Consider the following 22,126-nt stretch of genomic DNA (forward strand, 5'->3'; position numbering starts at 1 on the left):
GAACACCATGATCAATGCGGACAGAGGTTCGTCGGACCAGCGCCATGACTGATGCTCTCAAACTTATGATGGTTGAGGACAGTCCGTCGCTTGCCGCAATCTACAATGCCTATTTGAAAGACGAGAACTACCAAACTATCACGGTAGATTCGCTCGGACGCGCCCACGCTACGCTGGACGCCTTTGTGCCCGATCTAGTGCTCCTTGATATAGAACTTCCCGATGGCAGTGGCATAGATTTTCTTGAGCATGCGATGACTCTTCAGAGGCCTCCCAAAGTTGTGGTGATGACCGCGCATGGCACCTCAGATATGGCGGTCAACGCAATCCAGATGGGTGCCTCGGACTTCCTCACCAAGCCCTTTGACGCCGCACGACTGCAAGTTACCCTGGGCAATGCCGCTGCCCAGCTTGATCTGGGCAAGCGCATCGAAGAATTGTCGAGCAAACAACGCTCGAATTACGCCGGCTTTATTGGCGCATCCAATCCCATGCAAACCGTTTACCAAACGATTGATTCCTTGGCCCCCAGTGATGCTACTGGCTTCATCGTTGGCGAGAGCGGTACCGGTAAGGAGCTCGCCGCAGAGGCGATCCACGCACACAGTGATCGCGCGGGCAAAGAGCTCGTCGCTATCAACTGCGGCGCTATTCCTGGCGAACTCATGGAAAGCGAACTCTTTGGCCATGTGAAGGGTGCCTTCACCGGCGCGAGCTCTGCACGCGAGGGCGCGGCCAGCGTTGCCAACGGGGGCACCTTGTTCCTTGACGAGATCTGCGAGATGGATCTTGATCTGCAGAAGAAGCTGCTGCGTTTTATTCAGACCGGCACCTTTCGCAAGGTCGGTAGCAACACTTTGGAAACTGTAGACGTGCGCTTCGTCTGCGCCACCAATCGAGACCCATTGATAGAAGTGCGCGAAGGACGGTTTCGTGAGGATCTGTTTTACAGGTTGCATGTTGTCCCACTGAGGCTTCCGCCTCTGCGCGAACGAGATCGCGATATTTTGCTCATCGCCCGACACTTCCTCGATGTTTACACGACCCAGGCAGCAAAACAATTTAAAGGGTTTTCGTCCGCTGCCGAGGAGCAGATGCTGCGCTACGCGTGGCCGGGTAATGTTCGCCAATTACAAAACGTGATTCAGCAGGCGGTCGTTCTTAATCAGGGTGAGCAAATCGAAATCGACATGCTCGCGCTTGATGTTCACCAGGGCTTAATAGAAAGCCTGGAGCAAACTCGCCAAGAAAACGACTCACTCAGTGCCAGCCATGACCACGACGGCCCGGGCTTTGCGAAATCTGAAACTGGCCAGTTGGCGAAGCGACGTGCTATTGAACCTTTATGGATGGTTGAAAAGCGGGCCATAGAAGCGGCGGTGGCCGCCTGCGACGGCAACATCAATCGCGCCGCGGGCTTGCTGGAAGTCGCACCCTCCACCCTGTATCGAAAACGTCAGGCATGGATTCACGAAAACGATAACGAGGTTTGATACGTGTACGGTTTAATTAATAGCGCACTTCAGGACATGGTGATTACACACTTCGGCGAAGAGCGCTGGAAAGAAGTGCATAAGCATTCGGGCGTGTCTGACGACTCGTTCCTCACCATGCGTCGCTACGATGACGAGACCACCTATAAGCTGGCCGGCGCTGCATCAGAAATTCTGGAAGCGCCCATAGAAACCTGCATGGAAATGTTTGGCAAGCACTGGGTCGATGCCATCGCAACACGAAACTTCGCACCACTCATGGATGCCACCGGCAACGACACCGTGGGTTTTCTACACAATCTCAACTCTCTGCATGACCGCATAGCCAGCACTTTTTTGGACTACATACCGCCGGAGTTTCGCGTTGAAGACGTTGACTCCAAGGCTGGCAAATATCTGGTCCATTATTATTCGGAGCGCAAAGGTCTCACGTCTTTTGTCACTGGCTTGCTAGGCGGCTTGGCCGATCATTTCGGCGATCAACTCGAAATTATTGCTGTGTCCATTGACGATGATGGCGAAGGCACCCACAGCGTATTTGAACTTAGTATTCAGTGAAAACAGAACCACGCCTTTCCTGGACGCAGCTGGAGAAGCTGTTCACCGTCATCATGTGTATTAGTGATGAGGGTGAGATTCTCTATAGCAGCGAAACACCCAAGCGATACATTCCGACGCTGAGCGAAGGCTCGCAGTTTTTCGAATTATTCAAATTACTGCGCCCTGCGGGCGCGCGTAATATTGCTGAAGTCCGCAAACATCTATCGTCGCTATTTTTGGTCAAGAGCGTGGGCGAACGTTTTGCCATGCGTGGTCAAATGGTCGAAACCACTTGGGAAGGACGCGACGTGCTGTGCTTTTGCGGATCTCCCTGGGTCTTTTGGATGAACGCGCATTGCCCAGACATAAAGCTGGGAATGGGTGATTTTTCGGCACAGGACTCGCAGCTGGATCAGTTGTTCCTCATGACGACGGAACAGCGCATGGTCAGCGATCTCGAAAAACTTAACAGCGAACTGCAGCACGCCAAACAAGATACCGAGGCCGCGCAAATGGCCAAAAACGCCCTGTTTGCGAGAATGAGTCACGAAATGCGTACACCCTTAAACGGTGTAGTGAGCGCCCTGTCGCTGCTGGGTGACCATAAGATGAATACCAAGGCCGAAGAACTGTTAGCGCTGGCAAACAGCTCCTCGCGCAACCTGCTGCATGTCATCAACTACATTCTGGATATTTCCAAGATCGAAGCCGGAGACGAAGTCTTCGACAGCACGATTTTTGAAATGACGGCAATGCTTCGCGGCGTAACTGACATAGTCCGAGCGCGCGCGGTAGAGAAAAATCTGGAGCTGATCTGGTCCACAAGCCCGCTGCTCAGCGATCTGTATATCGGTGACAAATCCAAGTTACGACAATGTCTTCTTAATCTTATTACCAATGCCATTAAGTTTACTGATGTCGGCAGCGTCACCGTTCGGGCACTCCCCTCTGCCTCCGAGGACTCCGTCCGATTCGAGGTCGAGGACACTGGTGCTGGCATCGGCGTTGACGATAAACACCTTATCTTCGAGCCCTTTTGGACCGGTATGAGTGACACCCTGGGCAGGGAGCGCGGGACTGGATTGGGCTTAGACCTGGTGCGGCGCTACGTTGATGTGATGGGGGGAACGCTGGGCGTCGCGTCACACATCGGCAGAGGCTCACTGTTTTGGTTTGAGGTTCCCTTGGAGATAGGCATTGAGGAGGCAAGTACAGATCTGGGCTCTGCACCTCAAACACAGGATGTGCCGACGCGATTTGACGGGAGAGTTTTACTGGTAGATGACAACAGCACCAATATGCTCCTTGGTCGTCTCATTCTCGAGTCACTTGGCGTTACCGTCGAAGAGGCCTGCGATGGTGCCATGGCCGTAGAAAAAGCGCTTAAGGAGCCTTTCGATCTTGTGCTCATGGACCTGAATATGCCGGTGATGGACGGCGTAGCTGCCACCGCAAAAATCCGTAAACACCGGAATGAAGATGCACTACCGGTGGTAGCTCTTACGGCCTACGCCAGTAGCGAAGAGAAAGAGCGCTGCTTGCGCATCGGCATGAATGACTACCTGACCAAACCCATCGTTAGGGACCGTCTGGCGGAACAACTTAACCGCTGGTTAACTGCTGACAACTCGCACAACGAGCCGGAAATCACCGCGAGCGTCATTGAAGAAGCAAACGATAGTAACGCCCCGCCCATACTCGCGAAGGACATTCTGGACGAGTTGCGAGCACAGATAGGGGACGCCAGCCTGGGTGACGTGCTCGACCAGTTTGAAGCCGAGGTACACAGTCGCTGGGAAGCGTTTTCAGAGGCCTTCATGGCAGCTGAGCTGGGCACAATGATTAGAGAAGTTCACACCTTGGCGAGCACCTGTCGAAGCCTGGGTCTGGCGCAAGCGGGTGAGCACTTTGCCATGCTTGAGCAGCAGATGCGTGACAGTGGCAACGCGGTAAGCCAAGACGATGTATCTGTATCCGATGGACTGTTACGCAGTGGCCTGAAGGCTCTTGGTGAATACCGAAAAGCATAACTAACTGTCGCCACAACTCTCTGCTAGGCTCATGTTAACTGCATTTTTAAGTTAAGGATCTAAGTCATGCGCGTCATTCTCTGGGTGCTGGGTATTCCCGTTGCACTACTGGTTTTGGCGGCGGTACTTGTACCGCTGTTTTTAGACGAACAAGCTTTGGTGGATATTGCTGCCGATCAACTCAAAGCCGAAAGCGGCGTTGAGTTGCAGGTTAACGGTGACATTGCTCTGTCGTTGTTTCCAAAGGTTGCTCTGGCGGCAAAGAACGTTAGCTTAGATGTCCCGGACAGCAAAACGCGCATTGTCGCTGAATCATTGTCCGCCGGCGTCGCACTCATGCCGTTGTTTCGCAGCAGTGTCGAAATCGACAGTATCAATGTGGACGGACTCACGCTGACCTCTGAAGCTGCTGATGAAGAGACGGCAAAAGCTGTAGCAGTAGATACCACTAAGCTCAGCAAAGAAGAGCTGGATCAGTTCTATACCCGGCGAGCCCAAGCGCGAGGGAAGGCGCAAGCCGAGGCCGCCGCAAATGTACTGGCTGCGCCTCTGGCACTGGAAATTGGGGAAGTGTCTTTGCGCAATATTCGTGTGATTACGGTAGACAGTCAGGGCACGCCCATTAGTGAGCTGCAACTTAGACAGCTCGCAGCGAGTGACCTGAATCTCGACGGCCGCCCGGTACCCCTCACGGTAGACATCATAATTCCATCAGCCAATGAGGCACCTCCTATGGAAATTGCCATCGCCGGCGAGTTCCGTACAGACCTGAACGCGGAGACCCTCAGCCTCGATAGCCTGAATGTTCGGGTCACCGGCGCCACCGCAGACCCTCTCACGCTGGGTTTGAGTGGCGAGGTAGCGCTGGATACCCAAATCGCAAACCTGAAGCTACAACTACAGACCGGCGAGCTGACTGGCAACGGCACGCTTCGCTTCGCTAGTTTTGAAAGCCCTCAGATTGATGCGGACCTGGCGCTCACCGAACTCAATCCTGCTCTGCTGATTCTGGCCGGGCCCGAAGCTAGTGCTGAAATTGCCGACAGCCCCAAGGACTCGGGTGCGGACATGCCTTTGCCACTGCATGCCCTGCGCATGATCGATACACGTGCGAAACTACAAATCGACAAGGTCGTGCTGGATGCGCATGAACTAACGGATGTGAGTGCGAGCCTGCGCATCATGGACGGTGTTGCCACCCTCGATCCGGTTTCTGCTCAGGTGCACGGCGGCGATATTGCGTTTAAAGCCGTATTTAACGGTCGCTACAACCTCGCCACTCTAAACACCGAGGGCGGCGTTACTGGATTGGACGTTGCCAAAGCCGTATCGGCTATGGAGCTGGGCATGCAAGCCCGAGGCGCAGCGAATCTGGAATGGTCTCTGACAGGGAGCGGCTCGACTAGCAACACTCTGAGCCAATCTCTCACAGGACCCATCAGCTTCACCACCGAAGAGATCACTCTGGAAGGGATCGCCATGGAACAGATGTTTTGTCAGGGCGTCGCCTTGGTGAACCAGGATTCGCTCAGCGCTGAATTTCCCGTAGATACACGCTTTGATGCGTTGGAGGCTCAAATTCAGCTGGCTAACGGCGTCGCAACGCTTGACCCCTTGACGGCGCAGCTTGCTGCCGTTGGACTACAGGGCAAGGGCACGCTGAATCTGGAGTCCCAGGATTTACGCGCCAGTTTCCGAGCCCAGCTCTCAGCGGCATTGGGCGAACTGGACCCCGCCTGCAAAATCAACGAGCGCTACGCAGACTTACGCTGGCCGGTGGAGTGTAAGGGCAACCTGGCGGGCGACCCCGCGAGTTGGTGTGGCGTTAACACCACAGAGATCGTGAAAGATCTGGCTGAGGGAGAACTGAAACGCAAAGCCACCGATGAAGCAGGAAAGCTATTCAAAAAGCTGTTTGACCGCGACTAGTTAAGGACGCGATAGCCCCGACCGCTAAGGCAGCGCTTTACGACGCGGACCTTATCGCGCTCGCCCTCAGAGACACCCCGGGCGCCCCCTGTAACGGCGCCGACGCCGGCGCCTTGCAGCGCGCCTTGGCTGCTATCGCGCACAATTGCGCCCACCGCGCCGCCAACAACAGCGCCGGAGGCGGCGCCGCGAGCGGCCTTCTCGCCAGTGCGGACCTCATCGGCATAGGCTTCACACTCAGCCTTATCGGCAGCGTAACGCGCCATGTCTACGCCTTTTCGGTCGATGATAATCTCATCGGTGGTTGTACAGGCGCCCAGAAATATCAAGGCAACGACCACAAGAGTGCCGCGGATGTGCGTGCATAAATTCATAACAAAACTCCGTGCTGAGCAGGATTTGAGCGCCTAGTTAGCAAAAGCATTTAGCTTCTACGTCCTAAACGCCCATATCTGTCGGACGGCAAAACGACCCTAGCGTTCACTTTTTTCTGCAGCGACCAGCTCCCGCACATCCTCCAGCAGCTTCTTCGCATCAAACACGATGCCATCGCGTACGGTGTAGCGAACACCACCGACTCTCTCCACGGTGCCGGTCTCAAGGTTTAAGCGCCGATGTCCCGTGCCGTACAGCAGCTTGAAGTTAGCCAGGGGATTCTCATCCATTATTACTAGATCCGCTTTTTTACCCACTTCTACAGTGCCAATCTCCTGATCAAGGCCCAAAAGCTCCGCGCCATCCAGGGTGGCCGCTTTGATCACCTCAAGCGGATGAAAGCCCGCCTCCTGCAGCAGCTCAAACTCTCTGATGTAGGCAAAACCATACACTTTGTAGATAAATCCAGCGTCAGAACCCACCACCACACGTCCACCGGCGTTTTTGTAGTCATTCACAAATTCCATCCAACGTCCGAAGTTTTGCTTCCAGTCGATTTCTCGCTGGGTGGTCCAGTCAAAGAAGTAAGAGCCATGAATATCCGGATCTGCTTCGAAGGCCCGCGCCATATAGGACGGTACGTAGTCTTCCATCCAATCGGCGTTACGCGCTCGCATAAGATCGCGGTTAGCTTCATAAATGGTGAAGGTTGGTGAGAGCGTAAAGTCCAGGTCCACAAGCTCGGCAAGCGTACGCTGCCAGGTCTCCGAGCCCGGCGCTGCGGCCTGCATCCACAAACGCCCTGCCTCACCAAAACGGTCCTGCTCATTACTGTAGTTGTAATCGTGGGGATAATCCTGAATCACACGATCATCAAACATCGCCTCGGGCAGCCCGTACCAATGCTCCATGCTATCGAGGCCCAAACGCGCACTATCAAGCACATTGGTCTGCACTACCGACAACTGCGCATGGTGATAAGAAGTTTTCATACCCAGACGCTTGGCTTCTTCCATCGCCGCAGCAAAAGGCTCTGCCCGAGCGCCACGAAACTTAACGCCATCCGCACCGCGTTTGCGAACAGCCTTGACCCAATCGCGGGCCTGATCCGCCGTGGCGGTAGAGGGCGGGAACATTGCGTGAACACGCATTCGCGGCGCGCTGATCTCACCGGCTGCAGCGAGTTCCCGGTGTTTAAGCGTCCAAGCCAAACCCATGACCGCGCCCACATCACGGACTGTGGTTACGCCGTGGGCGAGCCACAGCTTAAGTACGTATTCGGAGTCTGTCAGCGCCCCGGCCTGCGCGTGCCCGGGGGTTCCCAGGTGCGTATGGGCATCGACAAAGCCGGGTAGCACATAACCACCGTTAACATCGATGACCTCGGCGCCGGCAGCATCGGCATCGTTTGAATGCCCACCGCCGATGGAATAGATACGGTCCTTGCGAACCTCGATAGTTACCGGCCCTCTCGGCGGAGCACCATTGCCCACCACCAGCATCGCGTTCTTAATGATTAATCGATCGAAAGGACCCTGCGCTTCATCACCCCGAAGAGGCGCTAACTTTGGCGGGGCAAAGCCTGCAGCAAGCGCCGAAGCTATGCCCTCCTCTCCGGGCTCGGGTCTGTTTTCGGCGGCAGTTGCGGTCAAGCCAACGGTAGCGCATATCAAGGTGACGCTCGCGAGCGTCTTGATCATGGGTGATGGCGCTCTTTGGCCGTTTATCAATCCAAACATTAAAAACCCCTTTTTATTTGTTATTGGCACTGTGCAAGCATAACGTAGTTTTTTTTCGACAAAGGAGTCGCCGCTATACTGCCTCAAGAACGACAAGCTGCACTCACGCTAACGAGCGCTGGATTCAATCACAGCTACATCCATAGGGAGCACCGGTGAGATCGTGATAAACCGACGACAGTTTACGAACGCAAGCTTACTGCTTCCTTTGTTAAGCGCTTTAGACGCATCCGCAGGCTCGGCCTGGGAATCGGGCGGACATCGCAAGATTCTGCTCGATACCGATATTGGCAGTGACATCGACGATGCGGTGGCTCTGGCGTACTTACTCCGTCAACCCCGCTGCAAACTGCTGGGCATCACTACCGTTAGCGGCAATGCCCAGGGCCGCGCTCAGTTAGCTGCGGCGCTATGTCGTGCTGCAGAGGTCGAGGTGCCGATCTATCCGGGCATCGAGTCGCCCCTGGTCGTGGAGTCCATGCAAACCGAAGCGCCCCAAACCCAGCGACTCAAGGGCGCCCAACCCCGGTTCGCAAATGATCAGGCCATAGATTTTCTGCGCGAGACCATTCGTGCCCACCCACAGCAAATCACCCTGCTGGCGGTAGGCCCGCTAACCAATATCGCCACCCTGTTTGCCCGGGATCCAGAAATACCCGGGCTGCTCGCAGAACTGGTGGTCATGGGCGGCAAATACTCGGATTATCCAACCCCCTGGGGCCCGACAGAATGGAATATCATCGTGGACCCCCACGCCGCCAAGCAGGTTTTTGCTACCCCGGTACCACGAATCAGGGCTATAGGCCTGGACATCACCTGGCAGGTCAGTATGAGTCCAGCAGAAGTGGCCCGACATTTTCAGCGCGACCCGCTACTGGAGATTGTGTTGGATTGGTCAGCTGTTTGGTTCCAGGAGCGCGAGCTTTTGCATTTTCACGACCCGCTGGCGGCGGCAGTGCTGTTTAATCGCGAGCTGTGTAGCTTTGTCACTGGGAACATAAGCGTAGACCTTCAGAGCGAACCCACACCGGGAGTGACATCGTTTGCACCAAACTCAACGAGTATGACCGAGGTCGCAAGCAGCGTTAACGCCGAAGCATTTTTCCTTGAGTACTTTAGCGTGTTTAACGAGTAGCTTTAGCTGGGTATTAACTTTGGAAATGGCATGGCCGGGATCTACATACCCGGCGTCATCAAAGCGCGCACATGGGCTGTCAATACTCCCGGTTGTAATCTACATTGACGCTTTAGAACCCGCCGGAAGAACCTAGTGACCCAGCACGAATACATGTTCGTCGCGATCTCGATTGTCCTCGGCCTTGCTCTTACTCGGCTGCTGGGCCAAGTCGGCGGGCTTATCCGCGCGCACCGGCGAATAAACTTTCACTGGGCAACAGCTGTTTGGGCGTTCTGCATCCTGATCTTTATCCTGCAGATGTGGTGGGCCGGTTGGGAGCTGCGCGATTTCCAGGACTGGACCATCGTGGACTTTTTCTTTCTTGTTGCCGGCACGGTGTTTGTTTACGGCGCCGCAGAGTTGGCGCTGCCCGTCGAAGACTACGATGTAGCCAGCGATAAGGAATTGGATTTTCTCAGTCACAGTCAGTCCCTGGGTCGGATTTCCGCTGCGTCGATGCTTGCTTACTTTGCCGTCGGTCCATACTTCAACATTCGGCTACTGGGTAATGACCCGCTTTACTCAGTTATGCTGGCGGGCGTTGGTGCACTCCTGATGCTCTGGGTCGTATTACGGCCAAACAATTTCAGTGTGATCAGCATTGTTTTTGCATTGTATGCCGCCCTGGTACTGTATTTGACTGCGTAAGAAATACCGATGGGGAATCCCCTGTGCTTGGCACTCTCTGCAAGTTGTTCGGGACATCGCTGGAGATTGCCTTCGCTCAGGATGAGACATTCATCTATGATGATCCACCGGCCGGTTCTGAGGCCCAAGCAACCATTCAAGATTTTCATCAAAGGAAGCTAAGCAATGAGTAATATCCTCGGGACAGCAAGACAATTTTTTGAAGCGTGCGAAACAGGCAAGGGATGGGATGCTTGCAACGCCTTCTGCACTTCTGACGCGACGTTTTCCTCACAAACGACTGCATTGGCTGAGATTTCTACTCTCGAAGGCTATTGTGAGTGGATGAAGGGCTTGCTAACGCCAATCCCTGATGGGCACTACGAACTAAAGTTTTTCGCCGCAGATGAGGCCGATAAATCCGTGGCAGCGTTCGCTGTGTTTCATGGCACACAAACCGGTGAGGGTGGTCCCGTGCCGCCAACAGGAAAGAGCATTGCCGGAGATTACGTTTACCACATGGAATTTGATGGTGAGCAACTTAAGCATATGACGAAGATATGGAATGACACTATTAGCCTTCAACAATTAGGTTGGGCTTGAAGTCCATTGCATGACTAAACTCTCAGTACTTGATCTGGCCAACATCGGCGAAGGTTTCACCGCCGCCGATGCACTGGCCAATGCCCTGGACCTGGCACAGCACGCAGAGGCTGCTGGCTATCATCGTTTCTGGCTGGCTGAGCATCATAACTTTGACGGCATTGCCAGCGCGGCCACCGCCGTGTGCATCGGTCACGTTGCCGGGGGCACCAGCACCATACGGGTGGGTGCCGGCGGCATTATGCTGCCCAACCATTCGCCCATGGTGATCGCCGAACAGTTCGGCACGCTCGCGACGTTGTTTCCCGGTCGCATCGACCTCGGCCTTGGCCGGGCGCCGGGGACCGACCAAAACACCCTGCGGGCGCTGCGCCGTGGGGCGGACTCGGCGGAGCATTTTCCCCAGGACGTGATGGAGTTGCGCAGCTTGCTAGGGCCCCCGCAGGAGCAACAGTCGGTCCGTGCTATCCCCGGCGAAAACACCAATGTGCCGCTGTGGATACTCGGGTCCAGCCTGTTCGGCGCGCAGCTCGGTGCAGCACTGGGTCTGCCCTATGCCTTCGCGTCGCATTTTGCGCCCCAGGCGCTCATGCAGGCAGTGCAAATCTACCGGGAGCGCTTTGAGCCTTCAGAGCAGCTTGCCAAACCTTATGTGATGATCGGCTGCAACGTGATTGTTGCCGACACAGAGGAGGAGGCAAAGAGGCTCTTCACCTCGTCACAGCAGACCTTTACCCGTATGGTGCGCGGCGGTCGTGGCAAGCTGCCTCCACCGATCGACGATATAGAGACCTTCTGGTCGAGTGCCGAAAAAGCACAGGTGTCATCAATGCTGGCCTGCTCGTTTTATGGCTCCCCGGAGACGATTGTGGAAAAAATCCAACCATTGATCGACGCCACCGGCGCAAACGAGCTCATGGTCTCGGCTGCCGTCTGGGACCACAAGGCACGCGTGCGTTCCTTTGAACTGCTCGCTCAGGCCATGGCCATGGGACAGAAAGCAAACGAAGGAGCGAACCTTAGGAAGCTTGCTTCCTAAGGTCACAATACCCGAAGCTTCAGTCTAAGCAGCGCGCAGCGCCCTACCGAGCGTTTCTGCGCCCAATGCCTGGGTGAACTGCCCATCTTCCCAGACCAGCTGCCCCCGGATCATGACTTCGCGCACGATAGCCGGTGGCCGATTCACCATCTGGTGATGGCCAAACAAATCACGATAAATGTATTCCCGAGTGTCGTTGCAATCCCAGTCTCTTAGCACCTCTGGATCAATCAACACCATATCTGCCTGCGCACCTAAATCCAGCGTGCCGACATCAATGTTGAAAAACTCAGCCGGCTCGCGGGTCAGGCGTTTGACCATCTTGGCGACCATTGCGTCACCTTGCTGCTGGGCAAGCTTAAGAGACATGAGATTGCCGTCAAAAAACGCCATGTTCGTCAGATGGGCACCGGAATCGTTAAAGCCCGGCAGCGCCTGAGGGTGCATGAGGTAATCCATCGTCGCGCGGTTGTCGATATTGGAGACGTCCGCCCAGTAGCGAAAGCTCTTGTCGTAGCGACGCATCAAAAACAACATAAAGTCTGCATCGTCTTCGGGACGCTGCTCCAGCGAGCTAAACGCCTCACGCTCGGCATCTGACCGGGCTTGTGCCGCGTCACCGTCCATAAACGCAAGCAAGCGCTGATGCACCTGATCAAAACGCTCGCCGTCCCAGTCAGCGACCGGCGCACCGTCAAAGACCAGGCGATGCAGATCACGAATCACCAGATGATCAGGCATACCCATCTTTGCCTTAAAACTTGCCCAGTCGCCACCGGTTCGTCCGTGCATCCAGTCGCTCTTGAACTGCTCTACCCACACAGGGTCGTGCATGAGCGCATGACGTCCCTCGGCATCGTCGTACTCAAGGGCAATAAGCTGCGCTGTTGATGGCAGTTCTTCGTAGAGCGGACTTACGATGCCATCGGACCAGACGCGAAAATTGGTGCCCAGCGCCTGAAAATGCAGACTGCCCTTGAACAGCCAGCTGTTCATCAGTTTGGCAAAGCCCAAAAAGGCCTTTGTCGCACGCGGCGCTAACACCAACTCCATAGCCGATAAGGCAGACACTTTGAGCGTCTTTTTAAACAAACGACCGCTGGTGAGCGTGAAATACAGCAGCGCCGTAGCTCGGTTCTCGATAATCGGAGTGGTCTGCCAAACGCGATCGTATTTGCGCACGACTTTGAGCAAGCGGCGCAACTCCTTAAAACTGGCAAACTGCGTGGGGATACGTTTATCCGTGTGTGGCTCGTTAGCCAGATAATGGAAGGGCAGCCCGTCGGTAGACAGGCCCAGATAGCCCTGCTGCATGGCCCGCTCAAGCACGGACTCCATCTCCTTGAATTCCTGCTCAGTGGGGTCGCGGCTGATCGCGGCCTCCATACCCATGACTTCCACCCGAAGCATCGAATGCGGCACAAAAGCACCCACATTGGGCCCCAGAGGCATGTGTGAGAAATGGTCCATATAGCCACCGGTGTCAGACCAGCTAATAGCGTCAACGCACTTGCGCAGTACCGGCTTGGGAATGTTCTCTACGCGCGTAAAGCAATCAACGATGGGGTCCTGACCACTGTCATCGCGCTGATGGCCAAAACAGGTCCCCAGGCTGCAATTCCCGAAAAGCACCGTGGTGGTGCCATGGCGGACCACTTCGGTGAGACGCGGATCCAGGTCAACCTCAAGATCAAGATGCGTATGGATGTCCAAAAGACCGGGCATCAACCACTGGCCGCTGGCATCAACAATGCGCCGCGCGGGTGCCTCGGGGAGTGCGGTGCCCTTTGCCGCTATGCGACCGCGGCGAACAGCAATATCCATGCGACGGGGGGCATCACCGCTTCCATCAAATACCGTGGCATTTCTAAACAAGACGTCCCAGGCAAAGTCATCGACCTTGTCCTGCCACTCCTTGTCGGCGATCTCGCCTGTTTCGTTCTGCCCGTCCTGATCAACCAACTGCACTTGCTATCTCCTTTAAATTCGTTACGGACGATCCTTGCCGTGAGAGCTCAGAAGGGTAACCATGCTGCGGGTGCAAGCCAAGCCTATTCCACCGCTGAATTTTCGGAGCGACAATGCCTATCCCCTTTGACAACAGCTTTGCCGCGCTGGGTTCGCCTTTTAGCAGCGCTCAAGAGCCGGACCCGGTAAAAAATCCCGCGCTTATCACGATCAACGAGCCCCTCGCCAGGCAACTGCAAATCGACCCCAAATGGCTGGAATCCTCGGTCGGCATTGATGTTTTAGCCGGCAATCGCATCGCCGAGGGCTCAGAGCCTGTCGCCGCAGCCTACGCGGGTCACCAGTTTGGACACTTCAACCCCCAACTGGGCGATGGCCGGGCCGTGCTCCTTGGCGAAATTCTGGACAAAAACGGACATCGTTACGACTTGCAGCTCAAGGGCAGCGGACGAACCCCCTGGTCTCGAGGTGGTGATGGGCGCTCCCCGATCGGCCCTGTGCTACGCGAATACATTGTCAGCGAGGCCATGGCGGCGCTTGGCGTGCCCTCAACGCGAGCACTGGCAGCGGTGACCACCGGGGAGCGCGTGGTACGCGATGGCATCGCCCCCGGCGCAGTTCTTGCCCGCGTCGCTTCCAGCCATATCCGGGTCGGAACAATGCAGTACTTTGCTGCGCGCGAGGATCGGCAGTCTCTGGCAACCCTGGTCGATTACATACTCCAGCGTCACTACCCGGAGCGTCTGGGCGCCGACAACGCTGCAGTAGCACTCCTTGAAGCGGTAATCGAAGCCCAGGCAAAACTCATAGCCCGCTGGCAGCTGCTGGGCTTTGTGCATGGCGTTATGAATACCGACAATATGTTGCTGTGCGGAGAAACCGTGGACTACGGACCCTGCGCCTTTATGGAGGAGTTTCACCCCGAAACGCTGTTTAGCTCCATCGATCAGCAAGGCCGCTATGCCTACTGTAACCAGCCGGGTATCGCCCAGTGGAACCTGTCGCGCCTGGCCGAAACATTGCTACCGTTGATCCATGAGGACACCGATACCGCGGTAACCCATGCCAAAACGGCCCTTCAGCGCTTCCCCGGGATCTTTGAGGCCGCCTATCAGACAGGTCTTGCAGACAAACTGGGCCTGAGCGATATGAACGAGTCCGATAATGCTCTGGCAGACGCGCTCTTTAGCGCACTTCAGGAAGATCAAGCCGACTTTACACTGGCGTTCCGATTTTTAGCCGACCAGGTCAATCCGGGTGCCAAGAATACGGGGGCAGGCGAGCTGTTCTCCCCCGGCCAGAAACTACTGGAATGGCTGCCTCGCTGGATGCAACGCCAGCAGGTCGAAAGCGCTGACCCCCAAGAGCGGCAAAAGAGAATGTTTGCGGCAAGCCCGGCATTCATACCACGCAACCACCTTATTCAGCGCGCGATTGAAGACGGCGAGAACGGTGACTATGCGCTGTTCCATCGTTTAGTGGCCCGCCTTGCTGATTCGGTGAGCTACAGCAGTATTGATCACGACCTGGCGCTGCCGGCCAAGCCTCAGGAGCGGGTAACGCGCACCTTCTGCGGGACCTGAGGCCACGCGCGCCGTATAATCGGGAACCAGACATCCGCCCAATCCCCAATCTTGAAAGGCAGCTGCGTTGAGCATCGAATTTTTTGGTAAGACCCTATCCGGCCACTTCACAATTCCCTCGGGAATCGTGACCACCGCACCGTCAATCATCCAGTACTTTTTTGACCATGTGCCGCAGCTCGGCGTCATCACCACAAAAAGTATTGGTTTAGCGCCGCGCGCGGGCAACCGCGAGCCGGTTTACTCTCAGTACGCACCGGGGTGCTTTGTGAACGCCGTGGGCCTCACCAATCCCGGCGCAGAAGCGGCTCTGGCCGGCATACGGGACCTCAAAGTCCCCGCCGATCGCTTTTTACTGACCTCAATATTCGGCGGTAGCGTCGAAGAGTTTGTAGAGGTCGCAAAGCTATTGGCCCCGTTCTCCGATGGCTTGGAACTCAACCTTTCCTGCCCCCACGCCAGCGGTTATGGCATGGCCATGGGACAGGACCCGGTGGTGGTCGCCCAGATCGTCGCCGCAGTGAAGGCCGCAGTAGATGTGCCCGTGATTCCCAAATTAACGCCGAACACGCCGGACATTGGCGCCATCGCCAAGGCTGCAGCTGACGCCGGAGCAGACGGCTTCTGTGCCATCAATACAGTGGGGCCCGGCTATACCTCCTCTCACGGCGAGCCGGTGTTATCGAATGGCGTCGGCGGCATGTCCGGCAAAGGCGTACTGCCTATTGCGCTTAAGTGCATTCGCGAGATCCGCGAAGTCAGCGACCTGCCTATTGTCGGCTGCGGAGGATTCTCCAGTGCATCAGATGTCGACGAGGCTTTTAAAGCGGGCGCTGATGTGATCGGCGTGGGGTCTGCGCTTACCGGCATGAATAGCGAAGAGATCGGTAGCTATTTCTTGCAGATCGAAAAAGACCTTGAGCGCCGCACAGACTTTGCCGAGGCAATGATTCGCTACGACATCGACATGAAGTTTGAGCCCGTCACGCTGGTAGAAAACAAGCGCGTTTGCGAAGACATTGCCCTGCTCACCTTTGACCGACCCATCAACATTCAGGCCGGGGAATTCATCTATTTATGGATACCGGGCTTGGGCGAAAAGCCGTTCTCGGCCCTTGTGGACAACCCTTTCACCCTTGTGGTGATTGATGTGGGCCAATTTACCCATGCCTTGATGGACTTACCAATCGGCACCGAGGCCTATGTGCGGGGCCCCCACGGCGTTCCCGTGGCGCCGCCGGAAGGCGCACACATCATGGCCGTAGCGGGCGGAACGGGGCTGGCGGCGGTGTATCAAATTGCGCGGGATTTTGGCAACTCAGAGTTTTTTGTGGGAGCACGCAGCGAAGACCGCCTGTACTTTTTAGACGAATGCGCCGAAGTCGCCGAGCTGCACGTAGCCACTGACGATGGCAGCCGCGGGTATCACGGCCGGGTGACCGAGATGCTACGCGAGCGCTTGGACGGTATGAGCGAAGAAGAACTGCAACAGCTGGTGTTCTACAACTGCGGACCCGAGCCCATGGTGCGGGCAGCCATTGCCGTACAGCGCGACTTTGTCAAAGAAGAACAAATACTTAGCGCCGTGGATTACATGACCAAGTGCGGCGTTGGCATCTGTGGTGCCTGCGCGACGCCAGACGGACGCCGCATCTGCGTAGACGGCCCGTTTTTGAGCGATCTGAACCCCTAAGCAGCCCCCGGTGTTTAACCGCTAAAAACTTTACCTAGATCAAGGTAAAACCAATCTCCAAAGACTAGTCTCAAGGTGGATTAGTCTTTTGGAGACTTGCGTGCGCTATCTACTGGTCCTTGTTCTTTGGATTCCCACACTGGGTTTTGCACAGGACTCTGTACAGGACTCTGTACAGGACTCTTTAAAGGACTCTGCCCGAGACATTGTCAAAGCGGCTGTGGAGCATTTTCGTGGCACCAGCTCCCGCGGCGAAATGAGCATGACTATCCATCGGCCCGATTGGGAACGAACAATGGCCATGTCTGTGCTCACGGCGGGCGATGACCGCAGCCTTGTTCGGGTGCTAGAACCGGTTCGCGATGCCGGCAATGGCACCCTGTCTGTCGACGGCAATATGTGGACCTACACACCAAAAATCAATCGCGTCATCAAAATCCCTGCTTCGATGATGAATCAGAACTGGATGGGCAGTGACTTCTCCAACCGGGATGTATCGCGCAGCGCCGACATTATTGACCAGTACACCCATGAACTACGCCAAACCCGCCAGGACGGCGAGCACAGAATTTATAAGATCAAGTCTGTACCGCTGCCAGAAGCCGCGGTGGTTTGGGGTCACGAGGAGCTGACCATCCGCGATGACTGGGTACTCCTGGAGCACGCCTTCTACGATCAGGATGGGGCCTTGGTAAAATCTCTGGAGACCACACAGATCCGTGAGTTCTCCGGTCGCCCGGTCGCCTCGGTCATGCGTATGACGCGCACGGACAACGAGCACGAATGGACCGAGATGCGCACACGTGATTTAGCCTTTGACGTGCCGCTTTCCGATGCGCAGTTCACTCTCTCCAATCTCCGTAATCCTCGCAGATGAGCATTTCCTGGGTGCTGGCCTGGCGTAATTTGTGGCGACACCGGCGCCGCACCTGGCTCACTGTAGGTGCAATGATTTTATGCAACATCCTGCTGGTCGGGCTGATCTCGCTGCAGTTTGGGGTCTACGCCATGATGATCGACAACATGCTGGGATCAGTTACCGGGCACCTGCAGATACAGCATCCTGAGTATCTCGAAGACGAACGCATGCGACAGACCGTGCCACGCGCAACAGAGTGGCCCGACAAAATCGCACAGATTCCGGGCGTTCGCGGCGTGACCGTGCGTGCCACAGGCTTTGCACTGGCAGCCGGCACAGAACGCTCCTTTGGTATTCGCGTGGTGGGCGTTCAACCCGCAGGGGAACCGACTGTGTCGTCCTTGCCCGGACTGGTAAAACAGGGTCGCTATCTTAAGGATGGATCCGCAGCCGAGGCTGTCATTGGCGCCCGTTTGGCAGAAAACCTAAAAGTTACTGTGGATGACGAACTCGTGCTCCTGGGTAGTGGTCGCGATGGTTCGGTAGCAGCCTCCATCGCCACGATCGTGGGTATCATCGAAAGCGGATTCCCCGAGGTCGATCAAACGCTGGCTCAAGTTCCTTTGGCGTTTTTCGATGACACCTTTTCTATGCGTGGCGAAGCGCACAGCGTGGTGATTCGTCTCGATGCGCTAAACGACCTCGACAGCGTCGCCGCAAACATCCAAATACTTCTACCGTCAGGCGATTCCCTTGCTCTGCGCACCTGGGAGGAGCTGCAGCCGGGACTCAAACAGGCAATCAAGTCGGATCTGGTCAGCGCCTGGTTCATGTACGCGGTACTGATAGTGCTGGTCGCATTGTCGGTGTTAAACACGCAGCTCATGTCCGTGCTGGAACGTACTCACGAGTTTGGCGTCATGCTGGCCCTGGGCCTGAGTCCCGGGCGACTGGCGCGCTTGGTCGGGATGGAAACCTGTTTGCTGGGCGCTTTGGGTCTGGTCATTGGCTTAAGCCTGGGGCTGGCACTCACCTGGTATCTCAGTGTCCACGGCTTCACCTATCCGGGCATGGAGGAATTGGCCGCGCGCTTTAATCTCTCTGGTCGCATGTACCCCCAGGTCAGTGTGCTTACGACACTTTGGGGGCCACTCACTGTATTTGTGGGCGTACTGCTCGCCGCCGTGTATCCGGCGCTGCTGCTGTTTCGTTTGCGTCCTGTAGAAGCGATGCAGGCTGTATGAGCAATATAACGCTGCTGCTTTCATTAGCCTGGCGCAATTTGTGGCGCCGACCCCGTCGCACGGCCGTGATGCTTGCCGCGATCATTATGGGCGTGTGGGCGATGATTTTTATGAACGCACTCATGCGTGGCATGACCGATCAAATGGTCAGTAATGGCCTGAACACGCTCCCGGGCCAGGCGCAGCTGCAACACCCGGACTATGGCCGCGACCCCAGCGTCGTAAACAGTATTACAAAGCCCAGCGAGCAGTTAGAGAGCTGGCTGAAAGCCGAACCCCATATCCTTGCCTGGACACCACGGGTAAGGGTTCCTGCCGTTATTTCAAGTGCCAGAGACACCCGGGGTGTACTGCTGATCGGGGTCGACCCGGCGGGGGAGCAGGCAATGAGTGCGGGCCCTAAAGCTGCCATCGAAGGCCGTTTACTCCAGGATCCCGATGATCGGGGCGTCGTGATTGGCCGTCGCCTCGCCCAACGCCTGGAGACCGGTCTTGGCAAACGCATCGTCTTGTCCTCTCAGGATCCGAGCAACGAGCTGGTAGAACGGGGCGCGCAAATTGTGGGTATTTACACCGCGCGCATTCAAGCCAGCGAGGAAGCCTATGTTTACACCGGCCTGCATGCAGCACAGTCCCTGTTAAATATGCGCGACAGAATTTCTCAACTTGCGGTAACGGGAGACGACTACCGCAGCGTGAATGTCTGGCTTGAGGGACTGCGCGCCGCAGCTGGCGACACGGTAGTGACTTTACCCTGGAACGAACTGGACAGTTTTTTGGGCACCATGCTCGGCGTACAGGATGGCTTCGCGCTAATTTTTATTCTCGTGATATTTACTGTGCTGTCTTTCGGACTGGTCAACACGCTGGTCATGGCGGTGTTTGAACGTACCCGGGAGATTGGCCTGATGCAGGCTCTGGGAATGAGTCCGGGGCTGATTATTACGCAGGTCATGCTGGAAAGCGCTTTTTTGCTGTTCATCGGACTCTGCATCGGCTGCCTCATCGGTGTAGGCAGTGTGCTGTCCTTACGCAATGGTATCGATCTGTCATCCGTGGCACAGGGCATGGAGATGATGACGATGGATAGCGTGCTGTATCCAGCGCTGTACCCGGACGATGTGATTATGTCGGCGGTGGTCGTAATGGGGCTGGGGCTGGCGGCGAGCTCCTTGCCGGCCTGGCGTGCCGCGCGCCTTGATCCGGTTCAGGCAATCGCACACCAGGGCTAGCCGTGAAGGAGACTACTTGGTCATGAACAATTCCGCTCCCATCATCGCTTGCCGGCAGCTCAGCCGCCACTTTCATCAGGGCGAGAGCACTATCGTGGCGCTCGATAACGTCGACCTGGATGTGGCTTTTGGAGAGTTTGTGAGTCTTTCAGGGCCATCCGGATCGGGTAAAACGACGCTACTCAATGCCATCGGTGGCCTCGATCGCCCGGACAAGGGCCAAATCACCGTTGAAGGCCAGCGCCTGGATCAGCTCTCAAGCAACGCCCTGGCCAAACTGCGTTTGCACTCCATCGGCTTTGTCTTTCAGGCCTATAACCTGATTCCCGTACTCACTGCTGAAGAGAACGTAAGTTTTGTCATGCAGGTACAGGGTATGTCTGCAGCGCAGCGACGAGAGCGAGCGCTGGCGGTGCTCCAGGAAGTGGGTCTGGATGATCATGCCGACAGGCGACCGGCGGAGTTATCCGGTGGTCAACAACAGCGGGTTGCTGTAGCGCGGGCGATTGCCAGCGGTCCACGTCTGGTGTTGGCTGACGAACCTACGGCCAATCTGGACAGTCATAGTGCTGCAGAACTCATGGCCCTGTTTACGCGCCTTAACGAGCAGCATGGTATCACCTTCGTTATCGCGACCCACGACCCACGGGTAATGGCCTGCACAACTCGTCGCATAACCATGATTGACGGACGTATTGATACGGACCGCCCCCAGGAACCACGACCCATGGAACCATAAGTTGAGGGCTGCTCTTGGCATTGTCCTGATGCTGCCTACCCTGGCTCTGGCGCAGGGGCTCGAGCTCGAGCGGGGCCATGCCAAAGTACGCGGGCAGCTGACGCAGTTCGAAGATGACAGCATCTATCGCAACTTTGTGGGAACTCCTGCGCATGATTTGGGGGCGGCCATCCGCCTTAACACCCGGGCCGACTTTGGCGCCTGGAGTTTTTCGGCGCATTACCAGTTGCTGGCCGTTCAAGGATCCCGGGTAGAGCTGAACCGTGCCCTCCCTGATCCGGCCCTGGCCCAACCGGTTTTACCGCTGGACTCCCTTCGGTGGATGAATTTAAGCGACACCCTCCACGAGGGCAGTGACAGCGAGGCAGTGCAGCGGCTGGACCGTCTGCACCTGGACTGGCGCAGCGAAAAAACCGTCCTGCGTTTAGGCAGGCAGGCCGTGAGCTGGGGCAATGGATTGTTTTATAACCCCATGGACTTCTTTAACCCCTTCGACCCCTCAGCCATTGATACGGAGTACAAGCTGGGTGACGACATGCTCTACGGACAACGGCTATTGGACAACGGCAGTGATTGGCAGGCCGTTGCGGTGCAGCGCCGGGACCCTCAGGGGAACGCAAGCGCTCGGGCACGCTCCTACGCACTCAAGTACCACGGTTTCTCGGCCACGCGGGAGATCGACCTTCTGGTAGCCGAACACTTTGAACAGTCAATGCTCGGTGTCGGCGGATCCACTAACTTGGGCGACGCCATCCTCCGCGGGGACCTTGTGCTTACCGACGGGATCAATGGCTGGACAGCCAGCGCAGTAATCAACAGCTCATGGTCCTGGGTAGCACGAGGCCACAATATGAGTGGGTCCATCGAGTACTTTTTTAACGGATTTGGTCTGCGCGAATCAGATTACGGCGCAGCGGGGTTTTTAAGTTCGCCGGACCTTGTGGCGCGCATTCGGCGCGGGGAGTTGTTCTCGGTAGGACGACATTATCTGGCTGCATCAGTAGGTATTGAAATGCATCCTCTGATCCAGCTCACACCCAGCCTGTTTTACAATCTGGGCGACCGTTCTGCCCTGGGGCAACTGAGCATCAACTGGGACCTGGCAGACAACTGGCAGCTTATTGGAGCTGCCAATATTCCTGTGGGGCCCGCCGGCACCGAGTTCGGCGGACTGTCTTTACCTTTCACAGAAGAAGCCCGAACCCTGGGAACCGGCGCCTCGGTACTCCTTCAACTGGCCTGGTACTTTTAAGCTT

Annotated in this window: 18 protein-coding genes; 15 read left to right on the forward strand and 3 right to left on the reverse strand. The window is 56.3% G+C overall.

What is annotated here, in order from left to right:
* The first annotated feature begins 44 nt into the window (after positions 1–44).
* From R0135_RS10300 to R0135_RS10315, 4 genes are all read left to right on the forward strand, one after another.
* On the forward strand, positions 45–1,493 hold the full coding sequence (locus tag R0135_RS10300; RefSeq protein WP_407346753.1) for a sigma-54-dependent transcriptional regulator: 1,449 nt from the start codon (positions 45–47) through the stop codon (positions 1,491–1,493).
* Positions 1,494–1,496: 3 nt separating this feature from the next.
* Positions 1,497–2,051, forward strand: a complete 555-nt coding sequence (locus R0135_RS10305) for a heme NO-binding domain-containing protein (protein ID WP_407346754.1) — start codon at positions 1,497–1,499, stop codon at positions 2,049–2,051.
* Positions 2,048–4,063, forward strand: coding sequence for a response regulator (locus R0135_RS10310; protein WP_407346755.1), 2,016 nt, complete (start codon positions 2,048–2,050; stop codon positions 4,061–4,063). The genes R0135_RS10305 and R0135_RS10310 overlap by 4 nt, the downstream gene beginning before the upstream one ends.
* A gap of 66 nt (positions 4,064–4,129) precedes the next feature.
* Positions 4,130–5,992, forward strand: coding sequence for an AsmA family protein (locus R0135_RS10315; protein ID WP_407346756.1), 1,863 nt, complete (start codon positions 4,130–4,132; stop codon positions 5,990–5,992).
* Here the strand turns inward: R0135_RS10315 and R0135_RS10320 are convergent.
* Positions 5,989–6,366 carry a YMGG-like glycine zipper-containing protein gene (locus R0135_RS10320; RefSeq protein ID WP_407346757.1) on the reverse strand — a complete coding sequence of 126 codons (378 nt, stop codon included), beginning with the start codon at positions 6,364–6,366 and terminating at the stop codon, positions 5,989–5,991. The genes R0135_RS10315 and R0135_RS10320 overlap by 4 nt on opposite strands.
* 99 nt (positions 6,367–6,465) lie before the next feature.
* Positions 6,466–8,067 carry an amidohydrolase family protein gene (locus R0135_RS10325; protein ID WP_407346758.1) on the reverse strand — a complete coding sequence of 534 codons (1,602 nt, stop codon included), beginning with the start codon at positions 8,065–8,067 and terminating at the stop codon, positions 6,466–6,468.
* A 202-nt stretch (positions 8,068–8,269) separates the two neighbouring features.
* Between R0135_RS10325 and R0135_RS10330 the strand changes: the two genes are divergently transcribed.
* The 4 genes from R0135_RS10330 to R0135_RS10345 all read left to right on the forward strand — a co-directional run bounded on the left by R0135_RS10330 (position 8,270) and on the right by R0135_RS10345 (position 11,552).
* On the forward strand, positions 8,270–9,241 hold the full coding sequence (locus tag R0135_RS10330; protein WP_407346759.1) for a nucleoside hydrolase: 972 nt from the start codon (positions 8,270–8,272) through the stop codon (positions 9,239–9,241).
* 135 nt (positions 9,242–9,376) lie between these two features.
* A complete protein-coding gene (locus R0135_RS10335; protein ID WP_407346760.1) occupies positions 9,377–9,931 on the forward strand; it encodes a hypothetical protein in 555 nt (184 codons plus the stop codon).
* Positions 9,932–10,096: 165 nt separating this feature from the next.
* Positions 10,097–10,513 (forward strand): ester cyclase, encoded by a 417-nt coding sequence (locus R0135_RS10340; protein WP_407346761.1) that lies wholly within the window; start codon positions 10,097–10,099, stop codon positions 10,511–10,513.
* A 10-nt stretch (positions 10,514–10,523) separates the two neighbouring features.
* Entirely contained in the window at positions 10,524–11,552 is a 1,029-nt protein-coding gene (locus tag R0135_RS10345; RefSeq protein WP_407346762.1) for an LLM class flavin-dependent oxidoreductase, read from the forward strand.
* 24 nt (positions 11,553–11,576) lie between these two features.
* Here R0135_RS10345 and R0135_RS10350 read toward each other — a convergent pair whose 3' ends face one another.
* Entirely contained in the window at positions 11,577–13,520 is a 1,944-nt protein-coding gene (locus R0135_RS10350; RefSeq protein ID WP_407346763.1) for an amidohydrolase family protein, read from the reverse strand.
* Between the two features lie 113 nt (positions 13,521–13,633).
* On the opposite strand from R0135_RS10350, the gene R0135_RS10355 reads away from it, so the two are divergent.
* The 7 genes from R0135_RS10355 to R0135_RS10385 all read left to right on the forward strand — a co-directional run bounded on the left by R0135_RS10355 (position 13,634) and on the right by R0135_RS10385 (position 22,122).
* Positions 13,634–15,103 carry a protein adenylyltransferase SelO gene (locus tag R0135_RS10355; RefSeq protein ID WP_407346764.1) on the forward strand — a complete coding sequence of 490 codons (1,470 nt, stop codon included), beginning with the start codon at positions 13,634–13,636 and terminating at the stop codon, positions 15,101–15,103.
* 67 nt (positions 15,104–15,170) lie between these two features.
* Entirely contained in the window at positions 15,171–16,796 is a 1,626-nt protein-coding gene (locus tag R0135_RS10360) for a tRNA-dihydrouridine synthase (protein WP_407346765.1), read from the forward strand.
* Positions 16,797–16,896: 100 nt separating this feature from the next.
* Positions 16,897–17,673: an outer membrane lipoprotein-sorting protein gene (locus R0135_RS10365; protein ID WP_407346766.1), complete on the forward strand. Its 777-nt coding sequence runs from the start codon at positions 16,897–16,899 to the stop codon at positions 17,671–17,673.
* Positions 17,670–18,899, forward strand: coding sequence for an ABC transporter permease (locus R0135_RS10370; RefSeq protein ID WP_407346767.1), 1,230 nt, complete (start codon positions 17,670–17,672; stop codon positions 18,897–18,899). The genes R0135_RS10365 and R0135_RS10370 overlap by 4 nt, the downstream gene beginning before the upstream one ends.
* Positions 18,896–20,131, forward strand: a complete 1,236-nt coding sequence (locus R0135_RS10375) for an ABC transporter permease (RefSeq protein WP_407346768.1) — start codon at positions 18,896–18,898, stop codon at positions 20,129–20,131. Before R0135_RS10370 ends, R0135_RS10375 begins: the two co-directional genes overlap by 4 nt.
* A 22-nt stretch (positions 20,132–20,153) precedes the next feature.
* Positions 20,154–20,870 (forward strand): ABC transporter ATP-binding protein, encoded by a 717-nt coding sequence (locus tag R0135_RS10380; protein WP_407346769.1) that lies wholly within the window; start codon positions 20,154–20,156, stop codon positions 20,868–20,870.
* 1 nt (position 20,871) lies between these two features.
* Positions 20,872–22,122, forward strand: a complete 1,251-nt coding sequence (locus R0135_RS10385) for a hypothetical protein (protein ID WP_407346770.1) — start codon at positions 20,872–20,874, stop codon at positions 22,120–22,122.
* The last annotated feature ends 4 nt before the right edge of the window (positions 22,123–22,126 follow it).

It is taken from the genome of Congregibacter variabilis (assembly GCF_045689235.1).
Classification (GTDB): Bacteria; Pseudomonadota; Gammaproteobacteria; order Pseudomonadales; family Halieaceae; genus Congregibacter; species Congregibacter variabilis.